The organism is Rhizobium sp. LEGMi-198b (assembly GCF_054114205.1).
Window position 1 is genome coordinate 96,728 of the sequence record NZ_JBSYVH010000005.1, and the last position, 20,390, is coordinate 117,117.

At 56.5% G+C, this 20,390-nt stretch carries 16 protein-coding genes; 13 read left to right on the forward strand and 3 right to left on the reverse strand.

Features of this window, described 5'->3' with window-relative positions:
- Positions 1–39: 39 nt before the first annotated feature.
- The gene (locus ACXHXG_RS19740; protein ID WP_457900366.1) at positions 40–1,821 is read right to left on the reverse strand and encodes a CocE/NonD family hydrolase; all 1,782 of its coding nucleotides are present in this window, start codon (positions 1,819–1,821) and stop codon (positions 40–42) included.
- A 374-nt stretch (positions 1,822–2,195) separates the two neighbouring features.
- Positions 2,196–3,386 (reverse strand): M24 family metallopeptidase, encoded by a 1,191-nt coding sequence (locus ACXHXG_RS19745; RefSeq protein ID WP_457900367.1) that lies wholly within the window; start codon positions 3,384–3,386, stop codon positions 2,196–2,198.
- A gap of 548 nt (positions 3,387–3,934) precedes the next feature.
- Between ACXHXG_RS19745 and ACXHXG_RS19750 the strand changes: the two genes are divergently transcribed.
- The 3 genes from ACXHXG_RS19750 to ACXHXG_RS19760 all read left to right on the forward strand — a co-directional run bounded on the left by ACXHXG_RS19750 (position 3,935) and on the right by ACXHXG_RS19760 (position 8,060).
- A complete protein-coding gene (locus ACXHXG_RS19750; protein WP_457900368.1) occupies positions 3,935–5,038 on the forward strand; it encodes an ABC transporter substrate-binding protein in 1,104 nt (367 codons plus the stop codon).
- Between the two features lie 136 nt (positions 5,039–5,174).
- Positions 5,175–6,269 (forward strand): ABC transporter ATP-binding protein, encoded by a 1,095-nt coding sequence (locus tag ACXHXG_RS19755; RefSeq protein WP_457900369.1) that lies wholly within the window; start codon positions 5,175–5,177, stop codon positions 6,267–6,269.
- Positions 6,270–6,287: 18 nt separating this feature from the next.
- Positions 6,288–8,060, forward strand: a complete 1,773-nt coding sequence (locus ACXHXG_RS19760) for an ABC transporter permease subunit (RefSeq protein WP_457900370.1) — start codon at positions 6,288–6,290, stop codon at positions 8,058–8,060.
- Between the two features lie 392 nt (positions 8,061–8,452).
- Here ACXHXG_RS19760 and ACXHXG_RS19765 read toward each other — a convergent pair whose 3' ends face one another.
- On the reverse strand, positions 8,453–9,337 hold the full coding sequence (locus ACXHXG_RS19765; protein ID WP_283054378.1) for a MurR/RpiR family transcriptional regulator: 885 nt from the start codon (positions 9,335–9,337) through the stop codon (positions 8,453–8,455).
- Positions 9,338–9,571: 234 nt separating this feature from the next.
- On the opposite strand from ACXHXG_RS19765, the gene ACXHXG_RS19770 reads away from it, so the two are divergent.
- The 10 genes from ACXHXG_RS19770 (at position 9,572) to ACXHXG_RS19815 (ending at position 20,215) form a co-directional block, all read left to right on the forward strand.
- Positions 9,572–10,897 carry an aspartate aminotransferase family protein gene (locus ACXHXG_RS19770; RefSeq protein WP_457900673.1) on the forward strand — a complete coding sequence of 442 codons (1,326 nt, stop codon included), beginning with the start codon at positions 9,572–9,574 and terminating at the stop codon, positions 10,895–10,897.
- A 73-nt stretch (positions 10,898–10,970) separates the two neighbouring features.
- Positions 10,971–11,447: a carboxymuconolactone decarboxylase family protein gene (locus ACXHXG_RS19775; RefSeq protein WP_457900371.1), complete on the forward strand. Its 477-nt coding sequence runs from the start codon at positions 10,971–10,973 to the stop codon at positions 11,445–11,447.
- Positions 11,448–11,672: 225 nt separating this feature from the next.
- The gene (locus tag ACXHXG_RS19780; protein ID WP_457900372.1) at positions 11,673–12,851 is read left to right on the forward strand and encodes a M24 family metallopeptidase; all 1,179 of its coding nucleotides are present in this window, start codon (positions 11,673–11,675) and stop codon (positions 12,849–12,851) included.
- Positions 12,852–13,031: 180 nt separating this feature from the next.
- Entirely contained in the window at positions 13,032–13,499 is a 468-nt protein-coding gene (locus ACXHXG_RS19785; RefSeq protein WP_457900373.1) for an Lrp/AsnC family transcriptional regulator, read from the forward strand.
- A 144-nt stretch (positions 13,500–13,643) separates the two neighbouring features.
- Positions 13,644–14,828 carry a M20 family metallopeptidase gene (locus tag ACXHXG_RS19790; RefSeq protein WP_457900374.1) on the forward strand — a complete coding sequence of 395 codons (1,185 nt, stop codon included), beginning with the start codon at positions 13,644–13,646 and terminating at the stop codon, positions 14,826–14,828.
- Positions 14,829–14,857: 29 nt separating this feature from the next.
- Positions 14,858–15,847: a hydroxyectoine utilization dehydratase EutB gene (gene eutB, locus ACXHXG_RS19795; protein ID WP_457900375.1), complete on the forward strand. Its 990-nt coding sequence runs from the start codon at positions 14,858–14,860 to the stop codon at positions 15,845–15,847.
- Positions 15,844–16,833, forward strand: coding sequence for an ectoine utilization protein EutC (gene eutC, locus ACXHXG_RS19800; RefSeq protein ID WP_457900376.1), 990 nt, complete (start codon positions 15,844–15,846; stop codon positions 16,831–16,833). Before eutB ends, eutC begins: the two co-directional genes overlap by 4 nt.
- A 96-nt stretch (positions 16,834–16,929) precedes the next feature.
- Complete coding sequence (locus tag ACXHXG_RS19805; RefSeq protein WP_457900377.1) at positions 16,930–17,646, forward strand: aspartate/glutamate racemase family protein; 717 nt, start codon at positions 16,930–16,932, stop codon at positions 17,644–17,646.
- A 30-nt stretch (positions 17,647–17,676) separates the two neighbouring features.
- The gene (locus ACXHXG_RS19810; protein WP_457900378.1) at positions 17,677–18,858 is read left to right on the forward strand and encodes a M24 family metallopeptidase; all 1,182 of its coding nucleotides are present in this window, start codon (positions 17,677–17,679) and stop codon (positions 18,856–18,858) included.
- A 301-nt stretch (positions 18,859–19,159) separates the two neighbouring features.
- Entirely contained in the window at positions 19,160–20,215 is a 1,056-nt protein-coding gene (locus tag ACXHXG_RS19815) for a C45 family autoproteolytic acyltransferase/hydrolase (protein WP_457900379.1), read from the forward strand.
- Positions 20,216–20,390: the final 175 nt, after the last annotated feature.

Consider the following 20,390-nt stretch of genomic DNA (forward strand, 5'->3'; position numbering starts at 1 on the left):
CGCCGCCGGTCTCTTTATCGGATAGGTGAAGACCGCGCCTCACCGCTCAACAACAGGCAAGTCGATGTAACAACCGTGAGGACCGCGATGGAATTGGAGCTGCGGCGGTGCTCCGTCAGCGGGTATATTGGCGAAACTCGTGCTCTCGCTTCCCGCAACGCACACCCTCAAGCTATAGCCCGCTGGAATGAGCGCCGACATCGGTAGCAACATAAACGCCAATCTGGTCGGTTCGCCTGGCGTGAGCGGTTCGGCGTCGCTTTCCAGATAGCTTTGTTGTGGTCCGAGCGCGGCGAAAGGCGAGGCAGCCCATACTTTCCGATGACGCGCACGCAACTGGCCCTCTGTAAGGTAGCAGGAAGTTCCGTCGGGTTTCACTGCTTCCAAATAGACGAAGAAAATACCGTCTTCGCGGGTTGAGGTTATGTTCAGATCCACAACTGGATGCCCGGTGATCTCCATATCGCTCTGCAGTGGGTCGCTCGTATACGCCAGTCGAGCGGCGTCGAACTGTCGGCGATCTCCATAATCGATTTCCCATGTTCCAATGCCACCATTGGTGTCCCATCTGTTTGAGAGGACGTCCCCCAGTTCACGGTCAACCTGCAGCGTGTCGTAGCCCGTGTCACTGGGCGATGAGCTCAAGCGCGAGCCACTTGCTATATGCCATCTTTGTCGGACGGCCGGGACTGGCCATGAGCGCGTGGACTTCCAGGATCCCTCGCCGCAAGTGTAGTAGTGAATGACTTTATCGGCCTGCAGAGCAGCCTGGCCCGTGAAACACGCGTCAATGAATCGAATATCATTTGCGTGTTGCACCGCCATAATCGGAGCGTAGTCTTGAACATCAGTACGCAGCGGGTCATATGGTTTGCGGCCGCCGTGGTTCCACGGACCAAGAATGATGTTCATCGGGTTTGATTGGAGCAGAAACCGACGAATAGATCCGAGGGGCGACCCAGAATCGAACCAACTGCCCCAATTTTGTATGGGGACCCCCGATTGCGAAATAAGGTCGGCCGACGCTTGTGGAGAGAAATCAAACCCAGAGCGTCTGCTCAGCCAATCGTCAAAAGATGTGGTTTGTTCAACCGGCTGGAATGACGGCGCGCGCGCGTGTTCTTGCAGCGCGGCGGTCAACTCCGCCTGGCTTCCCACCGGACGAATTCCTGCACGGAGAGTTGAGGCGCGATCAGCATTGATCTCGCTGTTTTCGTCTCTGTTCAAGGATTCGACCAACCGACTCCACCTGTCGAGGGTAAGGTTCGGAACACCTCCTGGATAGGTTTCGAAAAAGATGTCGTAGTCGACATAGCGCGGCACGATGCCTTTCAGGGCGGGATGGTTTCTCGACGCGATAAGGTCTGCGGAGTTGGCGGTATATGACACGCCATACGCAAGCACGTTGCCTGTCGACCAAGGCTGTGAAGCGATCCAGTCTAACACGTAACTAAAGTCGAGGATTTCTTCGCGCGAGCGGTGACCTGGCCAAACGCCGAACGAGGCGCCGGTACCGCGAACATCTCCAACAACCACCGCATAGCCTTCCGGAACGAACAAATCCGCATATTGATTGGATGTCTCGCCATTCTTTCCGCGCCCATAACAGGTCATAACTAAGATGATGTTGCGCTTGTGATCCGCGCTATCGCCCATCGGACGAACCACGTCCAAAGCGAGCCTGACACCTTCGTGCGCATATACATACGTCGATTCCAATGGGCCGAGTTTCTCTCTGCCTGCAGCTTTGGCACTGAGATCAAGGCGGTATACTGGATTTTCGTTCGGCTCGGCATGGGCCTGGAGGCGAGAATCGGTCATGCATACGCTCCTGTGATTGTGCGACATATGTATCATTATGTCGTATTTTGCGGCATTTAACTTATCATTGCGGGGTGTCGGAGGGGCGTCGTTGATCATTCCTGAGAAAGGTCCTGTGGGTTTAAGCAACCTTCGAAACCGTGCGATGTAAATCATCGTCGACACCATGATACCGATCCATCTGCTCCGCCTGCGAATGCCGGGTGCAATCTTGTTAGCGAGAGCGACAGCCACCAGCACAGGCAGCTTCATGGTAAGCTTTTCGGCCGCCCTGGGCGTGCTACCGCTCCACTGAAGCGGTAGCCAGACGGTAAAGCGGCAAAATCACAGCCGCGACTAGAGCTTTGATTGGCTGATCCTATCGAGACGAAGTGTCACAGAACAGTCTGGCTTCGTAGATCCTTGGGCGCCCGCGTCAGCACTTCAGGCTTTTCCCCGATGACGACCGTATCGTCTTGTCGGAAGCCGCCAAGTCCATAAACATACAATCCGGGCTCGACCGAATAAACTTCGTTTTCGAGCAAGGCACGGTAATTGAATGCCATATCTCCGGGGTACTCGTGGCACAACAAGCCCATGCCGTGGCCTGTCCGGTGCATGATGTAGCTTCCAAATCCCGCTTTTTCGATTATCGCCTGCGCTGCTGCGTCTATTCCGGATACCGGTCTACCCGCCACAGCGGCTTCAATTCCAGCTTCATTTGCAGCGAGCGCGACCTCGAAGAAGCGTTCCTGCCGAGTATCTGGCTTGCCACAGAACCAGGTCCGCTCATTCTCCACGACCACTCCATTGATGCGCGGGATAATCAAGTTGATCATCACGTGTCCTTTTTCGAGGGTCGCACCGGATCGCTTGCCATCCCCGTGTGGAGCTGCCGACGGTGGACCTGAGATCGACCACAGGTCGAGCAAGGCAACGTCCTGCGCTGGAAAGCGTCGTGCGGCCTCCTGAGCGAACTCGGCTCCCACCATCATGTCCAGTTCCATCAGAAGCCGTCCTGGACGGATATTCTCCCGGTAGCGATCCTGTAACCAGTCGGTCAAGCCTGCTATTTCTCGCATGAGTGCGATCTCTTCGGGATGCTTCACCCAACGAAGCGAACGAAACTCTTGCGTCTTAATTAGAGGACGGGCCTCAGGTAGCAGCGCGAACGCCTTCTGCAATGGACCGCCGCCAACATCGGTCCCAATGCGACCTCTCCCGAGGCCTGCACTCCGTAGCTTTTCAGCAACCATCTCCGGCCATTCATGCACAAGATGCATTCGATTGGAGAGGACTGGATGCTCCGCATAGAAGCTTGTGTCGGATACCCAGAGGCGCCCTTCTTCGTGCGCATATCGCCAATTGTTGGTCGAAAGCTCATTCAGGACAACAAACGGCGCGCCGTTTCTCGGGACGACACACAGAATTGGCCGCTCCCACGTGGTGACATCCGTTTGGAAGTTGGTCGCGAACTGAAAGAATTCTGTGCTTGCGAAAGCGACAGCATCCAGGTTTTCGCGATCCATCAGCTCATTTAGTAGTTTGTACCGATACTCACGCACATCGTTGCCCAAGTATGCCATCTGACCTCTTCTCTGTTTCCTGAAAGCTTACCTGGAGTCTTCGACCGGCGGTTCGCTGAGTGAGTTGATGCCGATCAGCAACCGCGTTTACGCAGCTGAATCAGCCTCTTTGAAATCGAATGAAACATATGAGTTACTATTTTGTCAATGATCCAATTGGATCACGCAAGGAGAAAGCCGTCCTCGGGGCTAACGCGTCTGCAGGCGCTGCCGTAGGGCTTGGCGTCGGCAGCAGTGTTCGGCAGATGGTGAGCTGCGACGACTTATGTCCGCACCTCAATAATACGCTTGATGCATATTGAGCATTATAAAACATTTGTTGCATTCCTCATCGCGTTGCGCTAGGAAATAGATGGTAGCGGTCGAGGAGGCCGCTGCCCGAACACTGCAATCGTTTATGCGCCACCTCTTTGGTGGAATGCGGGACCGAGTGTCGCAACGCGGAAACCGCGTGCTTTGGCCTGACATCGCCGGGTCGTGTTCGCCGTAAGCTGATGAAGTGAGATCCCCTTGCGCCATGTGCAAGGGATTAAAAGAGGGAGAACGAGATGAGCATTCTGATAAATCGCCGGCGGTTCATGCAGGCTACTTCGACTGTAATTGCGGTAGGCGCGTTGGCTTCCGCGGCCGGCCGCGCAAAGGCCGCCTCCACCGGCGAGCTCAAAGTCAACATGAGCGGCGGTAACTGGGGCGATGCGGTGATGAAGGCTTACGTAGGGCCCTTTGAGGCCGAGACCGGAGTCAAGGTGACGCGAGTCAATGCGGACTTCTCATCGACACAGATTGCGATGATGGTCGACACCAAAAACGTTTCGGCCGACGTCGTCAACCTTGGTCAAACCAATGTCGATCCACTCACTGCCAAGGGCTACCTTGAAAAGATCGATTATTCGATCTGGAAGAAGGAAGACCTTGAAGCAATCGCCGACAACTGGAGGCAACCAAACGGCTTCGCTTCGTACGTATACTCGGTGAATATGGTCTGGAACACGAAGAAGTTCCCGGCAGGAAAGCCCCGGCCGACTACCTGGGCGGAGTTCTGGGACGTCGAGAAGTTCCCTGGCGTTCGCTCCATCAATACCGGCGAATACGGGAGTGGTCCTTGGGAAGAAGCGTTGCTCGCGGATGGCGTTCCGATGGATAAGCTCTACCCGATGGATATCGACCGCGTGTTTGCAAGCTTGGATAAGATCAAGCCGCACATTCGCAAATGGTGGACGAGCGGGTCGGAAGTTCTGCAGATCATGCGAGACAACATCGCCGACATCGTGCAGTCCTATGACGCGCGCGCACTTACCCTTATTGATGAAGGTGGGCCAATCGAGATCAACCGCAACCAGGCGAAGCTGACAACGGACTATTGGTGCATTCCGAAGGGCAGCCCAAATACCGAAAATGCTCAAAAATTTGTCGCGCTAACAAGCCGCCCGGACCGACAGGCCGAGTTTGCAAAGCTGATCGCGCAGGGCCCGACGAACAAGAACGCCTTCAAATTGATTCCCGACGATAACGCCCGAAAACTGGCATCGCATCCCGACTACGAGGCCATCAGCTTCGCTATGAACGCCAAATGGTATGCCGAGGTTGGATCGGACGGAAAGTCGAACAAGGAGCGGCTCGTGCAGCGTTGGAACGAGTGGATTCTTCAGTAATCCTCTGTCCCCAACGATCTATCGGTGGCGCTCGTCCAGTCGGCTCCGGCCGGCAAAGACAGCGCCACCTCATCCCACTACCTGCCTTACGGGACTGCTTGCCGAAGTTGCTCATCGGTCCTGCTGGAGTATCGTAATGAACTTGAATCTAAAAAATCATCTTCCTGCCGAGGACGAAGTGTTGCAGAAGCTTCCCGATACCGCTCAAATCGAATTTCGCAATGTTACCAAGATGTATGGGGCCGTTGCTGCGGTTAAGGATATCTCCCTTTCTGTTTCGCGCGGCGAGTTCCTTACGATTCTTGGACCGAGCGGTTCTGGCAAAACGACAGCGTTGATGCTGCTCGCCGGCTTCACGGCCCCCACCGGAGGAGACATCCTCATTTCCGGCAAGTCCGTGTCCGAGGTCCCGTCTTACCGCCGCGACCAAGGTATTGTCTTCCAGAGTTATGCACTTTTCCCGCACCTCACGGTGCATCGCAACTTGGAATTCCCCCTCGAAATGCGCGGCATCAGAGCCTCTGACAGAGCGTCGCGGGTCAAACGAATGCTTGAACGCGTTCGTCTGGGTGAATTTGGCGAGCGCATGCCATCACAATTGAGTGGGGGCCAGCAACAACGCGTGGCCGTCGCGCGCGCCTTGATCGCTGATCCACCGATTTTGCTGCTGGATGAGCCACTTGGCGCCCTCGATCGTAACCTGCGCGAGCAGATGCAAGTAGAAATCAAAGAACTGCACAAGGAGTTTGGGAAAACCACCATCTGCGTCACCCACGACCAAGAAGAAGCACTCACGCTCTCGGACCGCATCGTCGTGATGCGCGCTGGTCAAATCGAGCAGATCGATACACCGGAGGCCTTGTACGATCGTCCCAAAACGCGCTTTGTCGCCAACTTCTTGGGTGAAGCAAATATCCTCGAAAGCGTTGATTTCAAGATTGAATCGGACGTTGTTCCTTCTTCCGGTATGGTTTCAATGCTGCGGCCCGAACGCGTTTGCGTCAGCGCGCCTTCAGCAGCAAGGCGCGCAGATGCCGATCAAAGACAGTCCGTTTCGGGGATCGTGGACGATATGATCTATGCTGGCCCCTTGAGGAAATACCGGGTGCGGGTTGGGAACGCGACGCTGATCGCGCGCGAACATGTCGCCTCTGGCCAGCAAGTCTTTCGTCCGAGCGAAGAGGTTCGCCTTGATTGGCTTCGGTCCGACATCCGGTTTGTCGCTGCGTAAAGCGGAAGGACAGCATCTATGACAACACTTCAGAGAATCCGGTCCACGCCGATATTGCTTACTTTGCCAGCGTTCGCTGTGCTGTTTGCGATTTTCGGCATACCTATGCTCCTTCTTTTCGCGACCAGCCTCAATGCGCCCAATCTGTCACTTGCGAATTATGTCGCTTTTTTTGAACAGCGCTCATTTGTCCTGATCCTGATTCAGACGTTCAAGATCAGCTTCATAGCCACGGCACTTTGTTTGATTATCGGCTACCCGACGGCCTATTTGATTACCATCGCCGGCCGTGCACGACCCATCCTCCTGGTGCTTGTCTTCCTACCTTGGTTGACGAGTGCTCTGGTTCGGACCTACGCATGGACGGTCGTCTTGGGTGATAGTGGATTGATCAACCGCGTGTTGCTCAATTCGGGCATAATCGATAGCCCGTTGTCCCTCATCTATAATCGCTTCGCTGTCTACGTTGGTATGGTGCACATCATGTTGCCCATGATGATTTTGCCGATTGTCAGCGTGATGATGAGCATTGATACTTCCTTGATGGCTGCTGCTCGCAGCATGGGTGCAAAGCCGTTCACCGCCTTCCTCCGGGTCTTCGTACCACTTAGTATCCCGGGTGTTCGAAGCGGCTGCATATTGGTTTTTGTTGTTTGCCTGGGCTTTTACATCACGCCCCAAGCACTGGGCGGCTTGGGCGACACCATGCTTTCAACCCTCATCAACTCCCAGCTTACAACATCGTTGAACATGGCGGCGACCGCCGCGGCAGCCTTTATACTGTTGGCGATGGCGCTCGCGGTTCTTTCCGTCGCGGGCGTAAATCTCGCCGGCGCGCATGGACAGCCTGCGTCGAGCGAGCAGAACGTCCGACGACGTAAATTGCCGTCATTCGACAAGGCATCCCGTTATCTCAACGAGTTTCTTGTCCCGTATCGAGCGCGACGCTGGGCAGGAAAGCTCCATCAAGCGCAGCGGGAAACCCCATGGTCGAAGATTGCGGGGGCAGCATTCCTTGCCGTCGTTGTCATCTATCTATTGGCGCCCGGTTTCATCGTGATCATTGTCTCGTTCAATGCAGGGGAGTTCCTCGAGTTCCCGCCTAAGGCTGTTTCGCTCAGATGGTACTATTCGTTCTTCAATGACCCCTCGTGGATCGGCGCATTGTGGAACAGCTTCCAATTCGGCGTAATTGTCAGCGTGGTATCGACCATAGTCGGCACATTGGCGGCGTTTGGCCTCAGCCGGTGCTCGTCGCGGTTGCGCTCGGGTCTAACCATGGTGATCCTGACGCCGATTACCTTCCCAATTATTGTTGTTGGTGTTGCTGTCTATACCGGGCTGGCCAAACTAGGATTGGTTGGAACGAATACCGGGATTGTCCTGGGCCAGACGATCGGAGCCATCGGTTATGTCGTTGTCATCGTCCTAGCGACACTCGCAGGGTTCGACAGGAGGCTGGAACAGGCGGCAATGAGCATGCGCGCCGGGCCGACACAGACCTTCATGCGGGTTACCCTCCCGTTGATCCGCTCAGGTATCATCGGCGGCGCTTTGTTCGCGTTCCTGGCTTCTTTCGATGAGGTCATTATCACGTCGTTTGTCAGCGGCTATGCGATCCCGACATTGCCATTGAAAATGCTAGAAAACCTGAAGCAGCAACTTGACCCGACGATCGCGGCCGTTGGCGCTTTGTTGACAATGTTGCCAATCGTCTGGCTGGTTGCGCTTTATTTCACGCTCTGGCGTGGAAGAGGGGCGTTGAAGAGTGCTCCGGTCGCCGCGACCTAAGGCACCACACGCATGCCGGCTCCGTAGCTCGCGGCCGTGAAACTAATTGCCTGTCCCGGAGCGAACTCGAGGACGGGCTCTTTGCTCGGAGATTGCCCCGCGCGCCATTGACAGCCTAACGGATCTTATCCGTCCATTGTGATCCGACCCGATGGTGCCAATGTGGCTTTCTCGGCAAGCTCTGAGCTCATTGACGCATTCAGACGTCATGCCGCCAGTGACGGCACGCTACGTTCTACTGTCAGGCCATTTCACGGATTAATTCGGCCGCAACCGCCTGAGGTTTACTGATTGGACATCGATGGATGTCCGAGAGACGTCAATCGCAGTGGCCGAGGTGGGGAGTTGCTCGAAGACGGCCATTGCGCGAGTAGCCGGCCTCGTCAATGTCGCTAAATCTTCCGTCGCGGAATGGACGTCGCATACGTGTTCAGCGCGGAAAGATGGCGGTCGGCGAGCTTCAACTCCTTCAACGCCGCCGCACGGTCTCGGCTCGCCAGTAGACCACATAAAACTTCAGAGACGGCCAGCGCCGGCGCCAGCGTGTGAAAGAATGTTTGGCTTTCAGTAGGGAAGAAGACAACGTGCTCGGCAATTGTCACTAGGGGAGACACTTCGCTGTCGGTGATCGCCAGGATGGGCAGTCCCTTCTCACGAGCGGCCTCGGCAAGCTCAAGGGTCTGAAGCGAATAAGGATTGATGGAAATCGCCAAAAGCACGTCCTCATGAGTTGCGCGGATGAGGGGGTCGCCGCTTGTTCCCGCGGGACCATCCAAGTGGACAGTTTTTTCGCCGAGCAAGGTCATGACGTAGTGAAAGTGCCACGCCACCGAGTGGCAAGAGCGCAAGCCGAGCACGAAAATCCGCCTGGCTTTTGCCAAGTGGTCTGCCATTGTATCCAAACGCGAAATCGTATCAGGGTCGCGGAGCCGATCGATCTGCGCCGAGAGACCTTGGAGCATCCTATAAGCCAAGCCCTCACCATTCGCTGCCCCTTCATCTCTTTGTAAAGCCCGGGCCGCAAAGCCGTCGGCGCTCACCCTGATGACGTCGGCGTGCTGCTCTCGGAAATCTTCATATCCTGAGAATTCAAGAAACTTCGCCAACCGCGTCATTGTCGATGGCTGAACACCGGCATTGCGCGCGAGTTCGCGCATCGAAACGAGCGCCACCTCCTGAGGATGTTCCAATATGTGTCGAGCCGCTTGCTGCAACTGCTCGGACATATCGTCGAATCGCTCGATGATCCGAGCGTGTAATGGGCCCTTTTGCAACATTTGCCTCACATACGATGTCATAATTCACCTGGACCATCTCTCTCTGGAACTAAAAAGTCAAACAGCCGGCGGCTATCTCACCTCACAACCGCTCTAAAAATACTGACCTGAGAGCGGGAAAACAAATGCATCAAAACACAACTTATAAAACAGTTGTTGCATATTTTGGCAAAACCTGCAAATCAATGGATGGAAACGTTCGAAAGCCGGACGGATAAACACCCCGAGATGACCATGACCAAAATTCTCCATCGAACGATCGGTACAACGCTGCCAACCGCGGTCGCGGGGGAGGGCATCTACGTCGTGGATAGCGAGGGCAAGAGCTACCTGGATGGGTCGGGGGGCGCCGCAGTCAGTTGCCTCGGGCACAATCATCCAGAAGTTCTGGACGCAATGAAGGTACAGATGGGGCGGATCAGCTACGCCCACACGTCGTTCTTCACGACCGATGTCGCCGAGCGGCTTGCCGAGCAATTGGTCGAACTTGCGCCCGAAGGTCTCGATTATGTCTATCTGGTGTCTGGCGGTTCGGAGGCTGTAGAGGCCGCTCTCAAAATGGCGCGCCAGTATTTTGTCGAAGTCGGACAGCCGCAGCGGCGCCACATCATCGCACGTCGGCAGAGCTATCACGGCAATACGATCGGTGCCTTGGCAACAGGCGGCAATGCCTGGCGCCGTGCCCAGTTCAAGCCAATCTTGCCTGAAACGCATCATGTTTCTCCCTGCTATGCCTACCGCGACCTGCAGGTAGGCGAAACGCCGGAGGCTTATGCCCAGCGTCTTGCTGTGGAGCTGGAAGACAAGGTTCTTGAACTTGGCGCGGACAAGGTCATGGCTTTCGTCGCCGAGCCGGTGGTCGGTGCGACGCTGGGCGCCGTTGGCCCGGTTGCGGACTATTTCAAGCGGGTTCGGCAGGTATGCGACAAGTATGGCATCTTGCTGATCCTCGACGAGGTCATGTGCGGAATGGGGCGTACCGGCACAATCTTCGCTATGGAGCAGGAAGGCATTGTCGCGGATCTGGTCACGATTGCGAAGGGCCTGGGCGGCGGCTTTCAGCCGATCGGAGCGGTATTGCTCTCCGAAAAGATTTATCAGGCGTTCGCCGACGGGTCCGGTCTGTTCCAGCATGGGCATACCTATATCGGACATCCGATCGCAGCAGCGGCAGCCAGTAAGGTGGTTGAAATAATCACGCGCCCGGACATGATGGCAAACGTCATCCAGATGGGCGATCGCCTCCAAGCCGGGCTCGATGAGGCACTCGGACAGTCGCCCTATGTCGGTGACATCCGTGGCCGCGGTCTTTTCCGCGGCGTCGAGATCGTCGCGGATAAAGACACCAAGCAACCCTTCGATCTGTCCCGCAAGATGCATTCCCGGATCAAGAAGGAAGCCATGCGCAGAGGCCTGATGTGCTACCCAATGGGCGGTACGATCGACGGCGCGCAGGGCGACCACGTGCTGCTGGCGCCGCCGTACATTATTCAGCCCAATGAGGTCGATTTGATTGTCGAACGGCTTTCCGACGCCATCCGCGCCGCTGTAGCAGACTGAGGTTTTTCTCCAAATGACGACATCATCCTGCCCGCCAATCTCAGACGACTTGTGGCCCGCAGACATTGCGGATATGAAAGCTGGCTTTGCGGGCGCCCTCAATGTCTATCGCACCATGGCTCATCATCCCGCGCTGCTCAGAGCGTGGGCGCCTCTAAGGCAGCATATCGTCAAGGACAGTGCATTGGGCGCTGTCCGGTCCGAGCTGGTCATTCTGCGCGCGGCAAATCGGATGGGGTCCGCATACGAATGGGCCCATCACGTCAGCCGCGCCCGTGCTCTCGGTATTGCTGATGTACGCATACGGGCTATGGCTGGCGCTCCGGATGGAGAGGATGGCCTAATTGCCGCTGCTGTCGACGCGCTCTTTGATGAACGGCGTCTGCCTTCTCACATTGAGCGGGCGATTTCTTCCACCATGGGAGAGCAAGCCGTCTTTGACCTGATGGCGACCGTCGGCTTCTACTCCGTGCTCGGTTACATTCTCATGACCTTCGAGACCCCAATCGATGAAAAGGTTGCTCGTGAGTTCGCAGCGCACCCGCTTTGAGCGATCATAACGGATAATCTAATCTCAGGTTCCGCAATCGATACATTTGTGCCATTGATGAAAAAATAAAACGATTGTTGCACGACGGCATCGATTCCTGTATTATGGTTTCGACAGCGGCGCCCATAGATCGACTAGTCGGCAAGCGGCACGGAGACGCAAACTCTGGCCCGTGTTCACCCTCCCTAGTCGAGGGACCCCATTATTCCGTACCTGGAGAATAACGTGATAAAGGAACTGCATTTCGAAATTAGCGAATTCCGGGCGCGCCTCGCAGCCGTCAAGGCGGAAATGGCGAAGAGAGGAATCGATTTCCTGCTTCTCTCAGAACCGCCTAATCAGAACTACCTTACCGGCTATAATGCATATTCCTTCTACACGCCTCAAATGGTGATTGTGGCTCAAAGCCACGCAGAACCGATTTGGATCGCCCGTTTTATGGACCGTGTTTCGGCTTCCATGACGACCTACTTGTCCGAGGACAACATCCGGGCCTATCCCGACACTTATGTTCAGTCGGCAACGCTGTCAGCCTATACCTTCATGGCCGATATCGTGAAGGAGCTCGGCGGCGAAAAGGCGAGTATCGGCGTAGAAATGGGGGGCTACTACTATCCTGCTCGCGGCCACGCCGACCTGACCCAGGCACTGCCCAATGCTGAGTTCGTCGACGCCGACCTTCTGGTGGGATGGATCCGCCTCGTGAAGAGCCCGGCCGAAGTGGCCATCATGCGTCAAGCTGGCCTACTTGCGGACGCCGCCATGGAGCGCGTCATCAATATGGTGCAAGCTGGCGTTCGCGAGTGCGATATCGCGGCGGCAATCTACCATCAGCAGATTTCGGGCACGCCCGAGTTTGGCGGCGACTACCCTTGCTGCCCTCCGGACCTCTGCATTGGCGAGCGCTCGATCGCACCACATGCCGCCTGGACGGACGACCCCCTGCCGGAGTCTACGGTCGTCAACCTGGAACTGAACGGATGCCGGCATCGCTACCAGGTCAATCTGGCGCGCACGATCGTCGTCGGCCAGCCGTCATCCGCTTTCTTGAACCTGTCGGAAATTGCTGTTGAGGCCTTGAACGCCGGGCTGGATGCAGTTCGACCCGGTCGCACTTGCTCGGAGGTTGACGGCGATTTCCGGAAGGCTCTTGCCCGCCACGGGATCGAGAAAGAGTCCCGCATCGGTTATCCGACCGGCATCGGGTTCCCTCCGGCCTCTGGCGAACGCACGGCTAGCATCCGCAAGGGCGACGAAACCGTACTTAAGCCGGGTATGGTGTTCCATATGATGCCTGGCCTGTGGCTCGACAATGTCGGGATCACTATCACTCAGAGCTTTGCGGTCTCCGACACGGGTTACGAGCCCCTGACGAAGACGCCGCGCAAGCTCTTCGTCAAATAGAGAACGAAATCGGTGCATACTCGTCTGGCCCCAGCATGTCTTGTTCATTTTCGAAATGGCGTGACCAGTTCGGACGAGTATCTGCGCCGGAAACGTAGAACCATCAGACCTATGCGAAGCCGTATCGGCGGTGCAGGCCTCCGCGCGGGCTCCCCAGATTCTTGTTCGGGGAGGTAGGTGATGGTTGAACTCGATCGCGCCGACATTGCGCTTCTCCAAGCCGTTCAGAAAAACAACCGACTGACCTCTGAAGAACTCGCGGGAATGGTCCACCTCTCGCCGACGGCATGCCAACGACGCTTGAGAAGGTTACGCAACGAGGGTGTGATCGAGGGAGACGTTTCTATCGTCTCGCCCAAGGCAGTCGGACGACATATCACCATGATCGTCATGGTGTCCCTTGAACGAGAAAGGGCCGACATCGTCGATCGATTCAAGGCGGCGATACGAAATACGCGTGAGGTGATGATGGGCTTTTACGTGACGGGAGATGCCGACTTCATGCTCGTGATTACCGCGAAAGACATGGAGGATTACGAGCACTTCACCCGTCGGTTCTTCTATGAAAACGCGGATATCAAAGGCTTCAAGACGATGGTTGTGATGGATCGTCTCAAGGCCAGCTTCGCTATCCCGCTCGAGGCCTAGTGAGGGTGTCGCGGCGACCGGATCCAGCGTCACCTCGGCTATGCAGGAACCCTGCGTGATGTGCAATCAAATCGACGGGCTGCGCAGCTCCGCTGCTGCTAGCTGCGACAACAGACACCATGACGAATAGACCAGGAGACCACCATGAACACGCCTACCAACAATTTCCTCTCCGAGGTCGAGCGTAATGCAGTCGTCGAGATGCGGCACGCCATGCATCGCGAGCCCGAACTTTCCAACAACGAGTGGAAGACCCAGAAGCGGATCATCGAGACCTTGGCCGCCTTTGGCCTGACCGAAGCAAAGACGTTCCACAAGACCGGTGTTTACGTCGATATCCATGGCTTGGCCTCAGGCGAAAATCGTTCCATCGCGATGCGTGGAGACATTGATGCGCTGCCTATTCAAGAAGCCCGCGACGACCTGCCGTATCGGTCGCAAGTGCCAGGCGTTATGCACGCGTGCGGTCACGACATGCATGGCTCAATCGCCTTGGGAACGGCGCTCGCCTTCCATCGCATGCGCGAAAATTTCTCAGGAAGGCTGCGAGTCTTCTTTCAGCCCGCTGAAGAAGCAGAACCACTTGGCGGTCGGACTGTCGTTGAGGAGAACTTGCTGGACGGGTTTGACGCTGCAGTCGGATTTCATGTCCGCACTGACATTCCTGCCGGCTCCTATGGCGCTCGTGCGGGCGCCGTCACAAAGTCAGCGGATCAATTCTCGCTCGAATTTTTCGGAACGATGGCACACGGCGCCAAGCCTCACTTGGGCGTGGATGCGATCGCGATAGCAGGCGCCTTCATCAACGAAGTTCAGAAGGTGGTGTCGCGCGAAATGCCGGTTGACGATGGCGCTGTCGTCACGATCGGAACGATCCATGGTGGGGAAGCGACGAACATAATCTGCCCTTCGGTCACAATGACCGGAACGATCCGGACAAGCAGTCCTGAGAGGAGAAAGTTGCTGGTTCAACGGGTGCGCGAAATTTCCGAGGGCGTTGCTGCTATCCATCGGGGCCGGACCGAATTTAGCTCACACGCGGGCGAGCCTCCTGTGGTCAATGACAACTCGATGGTCGAGCGGTTCAAGCAGATCGTCGTGCAGTCCGATGGCGAGGACAGATATGTCGAGGGTTCGGCAAGCTCCGGCAGTGATGACTTTGGTTTTTACTCCAGTTGTATTCCCTCAATCTATTTCTGGTTCGGCAGCAAGGAGCCGGGAAACGAGTCCGGCGTCCATACGCCGACGTTCGGGGTGTCGGATCAGACCCTGGTGCCGACAACCGAACTGGCGATCCGATACTGCTGGGAACTGTTTCGGAGCGCGTAACGAGCGGCTGGTGCGGAGGGAGGACTTTGATGATTGATCTCAATGAGATTGAAGGCGCAAAAAGGCGCATAAAAGATCACATACTTGCTACGCCGCTCACGCACTCTCCGTCCCTGTCGAACCATTGCGCGGTGCCCGTTTATCTAAAGCTTGAGCATCATCAGACGACGGGCAGTTTCAAGTTGCGCGGCGCCTTCAACGCCATTCTTCAACTGCCCGAAGGCGAGCGGGCACGCGGCGTTGTAGCGGCGTCGACCGGCAATCACGGTCGTGCTCTATCGTTCGCTGCCAACACCTGTGGTGTGACGGCAACGATCTGCATGTCAAACCTGGTCCCCGAAAATAAGGTCTCGGAGATCCGCAGGCTGGGCGCCGAGGTCCGTATCGTCGGAAAATCCCAGGATGACGCTCAGGAAGAGGCCGAGAGATTGGCGGGCGAGGGACGGTGCCTGGTCCCGCCATTCGATCACCCGGCAATCATCGCCGGTCAAGGAACGCTAGGGCTAGAAATCGTCGAAGCGTTGCCGGACGTGGCTACCGTGCTTATCCAGCTCTCGGGGGGCGGTTTGGCTTCTGGCGTGGCGGCAGCCGTGAAAAGCCAGCGGCCGGATGTGCGGATTATCGGGCTCACGATGGATCGCGGAGCCGCGATGAAGGAAAGTCTTGATGCAGGTCGCCCGGTGCAGGTCGATGAGTTTGAAAGTCTGGCGGATTCGCTCGGCGGCGGAATTGGCCTCGCCAATCAATGGACTTTTCCCATGTGCCGCGACCTGTTGGACGATGTCATTTTGTTGAGCGAAGCCGAAATAGCGGCTGGCATCCGACATGCATACCTACAGGAGGGCGAGATCGTCGAAGGCGCAGGGGCGATTGGCATCGCGGCGCTCCTAGCGAACAAAGTGCGCAACCTTCACGGACCCGTCGTGACTGTGCTGTCGGGCCGCAACATCGATATGAATTTACATCGTCGCGTCGTGGGCGATGAGACAGCAGATATTCTTGCGAGGACCGCGTCATGAGATCGATGACTATTTTGACTGAACGGCAACTGAGAGATCTGGTGGCTCTTGATCTGGAGGCTGTGCGTTGCGTGGAAGAGGCATTTCGCACGCTTGCAACAAAAAAAGTGGTGATGCCGCCAATTCTTCGCCTCGATATTTTGGAGCGTCGCGGTGAAGTCGACGTCAAGACGGCCTACGTACCTGGTCTCGATGGCTTCGCAATCAAGATCAGCCCCGGCTTTTTCGGCAATCCGGAAATTGGCTTGCCGAGTACAAACGGCCTAATGGTTTTGCTGTCAAGCAACACCGGCTTAGTTCAGGCATTGTTGCTGGATAACGGCTATCTCACCGATGTTCGCACGGCCGCAGCAGGTGCCGTGGCTGCAATGCACCTCGCCCGCAAAGACGCGTCGGTGGCTGCTGTTTTTGGCGCTGGTATGCAGGCGCGCCTCCAATTGCAGGCTCTCATGCTGGTCCGACAAATTCGTGAGGCGCGGATTTGGGCGCGTGATGCTTCCAAAGCCCGCAAGACCGCCCGAGAACTGTCTGGCCAATTGGGCATCAGTGTCATCGCTTGCGATAGCCGGAAAGCAGCCGTTGCCGGTGCGCATGTGATCATCACCACAACGCCGGCTGATCGGCCGATCCTAGAAGCTGGATGGCTCGAACAAGGACAGCACATCACGGCGATGGGCTCCGATGCCGAACACAAGAACGAAGTGGAGGCCGAGGCTATTGCGCGCGCCGATCTCTACGTGGCTGACAGCCTCGCTCAGACGCGACGCCTTGGTGAGTTGCATCACGCAATCGAGGCAGGGGCTGTCGCGGAAGATCGTGCCCTTCGAGAACTTGGCCAGATTGTTGCCGGTGCTGTGGCCGGACGCACCGACGATCGCCAGATCACGATCGCCGATCTGACCGGGACGGGGATTCAAGACACTGCCATTGCAAATCTTGCTTTCGCAAGAGCGCTTGCCGTCAAAGCGGGAACCACCATCGACTGAGAGGTCGGTGACCGGGGCGTGAGGCGCAGTCGAGCAAGTTCACACGTCTTACGATACTCGCATTGACCAAACCCATTCGAAATCAAGGACTTCATTATGACTTCGCAAAGCAGCACTGTTCTTGGACTACTTGAGCTGGATGAAGGCGTTTCGCCAGACAGTCCGGTTTTTAGCCCGCGCGAAGGATCCCTGTTGCACCCGGCAACGTTTGGCGGGCCTGTGATCACGGAAATGGTGGAAGGCGCCTTTGCAGATGTTGTCATTCGAGGTGATGCTTCGCTGGAATACGCCTGCATTGCGGCTGCACAGCGATTGGTCGATCGAGGTGCCAACGTTATTGCCGCTGACTGCGGCTTCTTGATCCGCCACCAGTCCGCAATCTCTGCAGCAGTCAATGTACCCATCATAACCTCAAGCCTGCTACTCATCCCGACTTTGTTGCGTCAGCTATCGCCCGCGAAAAAGCTCGCGGTATTAACAGCGGACTCGCGACATTGCACCGAAGACCTGTTGGGCATCCAACACCCGGCGGATCGGAAGCGCGTGGTCGTCGGAGGTATCGAAAGTGGCGTATACGTGCGCAATGCCGTGGCGCGGCCGTTCGTGCGCACAGCGCTGGATCAGATCCAGCAGGAAGTCGGTGCCCGTATCGATCAACTGCGCTCCGATCACCCCGAGATTGCGATGATTCTCTTCGAGTGCACTGGCTTTCCTGTCGTTGCAAATGCCCTTCGGCTGAAGACAGGACTGCCTATCTACGACATCACCGACCTCTGCAAACTGACGCTCGCGACTGTGGCCGCCCGCGTCTGAATAAGCGCATCCAAATCTAAAGGAACTGAAATGTCTGACGAGAAACTACGGTTCGAACTTTCTGAATACAGAACACGCCTCGATAAGGCACGCAGCGCCATGGAGCGAGCTGGCATAGACGTACTGGTCGTTACCGATCCCGCTAACGTGGGCTGGCTTACCGGTTACGAGGGCAACTCGTTCTACGTGCCACAATGTGTTGTTGTGTCGAAGGACAAGGATCCCCTTTGGTTCGGCCGTGGTCAGGATGCCAATGGATGCCGTCGAACGGCATATATCGGCGAGGATCGGATCAGGTGGTACGAGGACCACTACGTTCAGTCAGACACCTTGCATCCAATGACCGTTCTTGGCCAGTTCCTCACGGACGAGGGGCACGGTTCAGCCATAATCGGTCTGGAGAAGGACAGTTACTATTTCTCACCGGCCGGTTTCGAAGCCCTTACCGCCGCACTTCCGAACGCGCGCTTCAAAAACGCCATGCGGATGATCAACTGGGAACGCATCGTCAAATCCCCTCGTGAGATCGAATATATGCGCGGCGCCGGCAAGATTGTCGAAGCAATGTATGAGCGAATTACAGAAGTCCTGCGGCCGGGAGTGAAACAGTCGGACATAATCGCTGAAATCTCCTATGTTGGCACCCGCGGTGTGGGCGAATATTGGGGAGACTATCCGTCAGCCGTACCCAACCTTGGGGCCGGCGTCGATGCCTCAGCTCCCCATCTGACATGGACCGATAAGCCCATTCGTGCGAACGAAAGCATCTTCTTCGAACTTGCTGGTGTACACAAACGATACCACTGCCCACTCTCTCGGTCGTACTATCTCGGCAAGCCGAACCAGCAAATGCTGGATGCTGAGAATGCCGTCTTGGAGGGCATGAGCGCCGGCCTTGAAAAGGCTGTCGTTGGAAATTACTGCGAAGATATCGCTATCGCCTACGGAAATGCCCTCGCGAAATACGGTCTGAAGAAGGCAAGCCGAGCCGGCTACTCCATTGGCATGGGATATCCGCCGGCATGGGGCGAGAACTCCGCCAGCTTCCGCGACGGTGATAAGACCGTACTGCGCCCAGGCATGACATTTCATTTCATGTCCGGGCTTTGGTACGACGACTGGGGTATCGAAATTACCGAAAGTTTCTTGATCACGGAGGGCGAGGTCGAATTCCTGTCCAATGTCCCTCGCAAATTGCTCGTCATTGAGTGAGTCCAATCCCTGGGGAATCTTGATCCACAACGCCCCCCGGTGACGTCTTGCCACAAGCCGGAGTAGCCTTGTTGAATGGACACCTCAGCAATAGGCCTAATACCTTTCGCCGGCCAGCGGATCGTCGTTCATCCTGCACGTGGACTCGCGTTCCGACTGAGCTTTCACCGTGGCATCGATCGCCTGCAGACGAGTGACCGACATCCGACGATTCTGAACGGGAACGCGACCTCACGCCATTGAAGCGTTCCTACGCGCTCTCTTTGCCTATCATCTGCGAAAGAAACGACGAGGAAGTCGCATGGCCAACAATCCCATTTCGCCCGTCCGTGCCAAGGGCGATGCCTTCACGATCGGTATGGTATTCGGAAGAGCAAGCGCTTCTGCTTTCCGGGAGCGCGTCTTGCACACCGAAGAATATCGGGCGTTGGAAACCCGCTGGCGCCGATCTGAATATTTGAAGGCTCTGGAAGCTGCGGCGCGTGCAACCTATCCCCGCTTTGTGCGCGAAATCGAGGGCATTGCCAAAGGCGCCGGCCAAGATTTCGATTCGATCTTCCTCTGGAATTGCCGCGGAGACCTTCGGCTTCCCGAGGATGTCTCCCCGGCAAAAAGGGCGGTTGCTGCCAATGGATGCACTTCACTTCTGCTGCCGGCGCAGGGCGACAGTCCTGCAATAATTGCCCACAACGAGGACGGTGACCAAGCGCTCCTCGGTGCCTGCTTTTGGGTTGAAGTCGAGCCGGACGAGGGACCAGCCTGGGCCAGCTTAATGCACCCTGGCATGCTGGCTGGCCACACGTTTGGCTTCAATGAGATGGGGCTCGTGCAGACGATAAATAACATCACCGCGCATGATCTTCAGCCTGGGGTGCCCCGGCACATCATCTGCCGCGCGATCCTAGACTCACGGACGTTGGACGATGCGTTAGAAATCCTCAAGCGCAAGGACCGTGCCAGTGGATTCCATCACAATCTCGGCGAGGCGGAAACGCGCAGGCTTGTCTCAATCGAGGCTCCCGCTTCAGGCTGCGCCATTCGGGCGGCCGTCAGCCCCCAGGGCCATGCGAACCACTTGATCTTCGAAGAATTCGCCAAGTTAGACCAGACCATCAGCGCCTCTTCCCGCGATCGCCAGGCGGCTGTGGACCGGGTTACTGTGGGACAAAGGCTCGCTGAAGACGCAGAAGTCGTTTTATTCGACGAGACGGTGCCGATCTACAAGAACGGAACGATTGATGGGTCGCAAACTTTGGCGATGGGTGTGTTCGCACTATTCGCCGACCGGATTGAATGGAGCGTCCATGGTGCCCCTAACGAGCGCGATGTCCTGGGTGGAACAGTGCTGGTCAAGTAAGCCTGGTGATATCTTGGGGCTGCCGGCATGATTGCGATAGGTGGGTAGTGTGGCTGATATTCCAATCTCACCGGAGGTGGGCCGGTCCTCAAACAACCTCGCTCCCCGCTTTGTTCTTCAACCTATGTCTCCGCGGTCGATCCAACCCAAGGAGCCGGCCGCACGGGTCAAATCA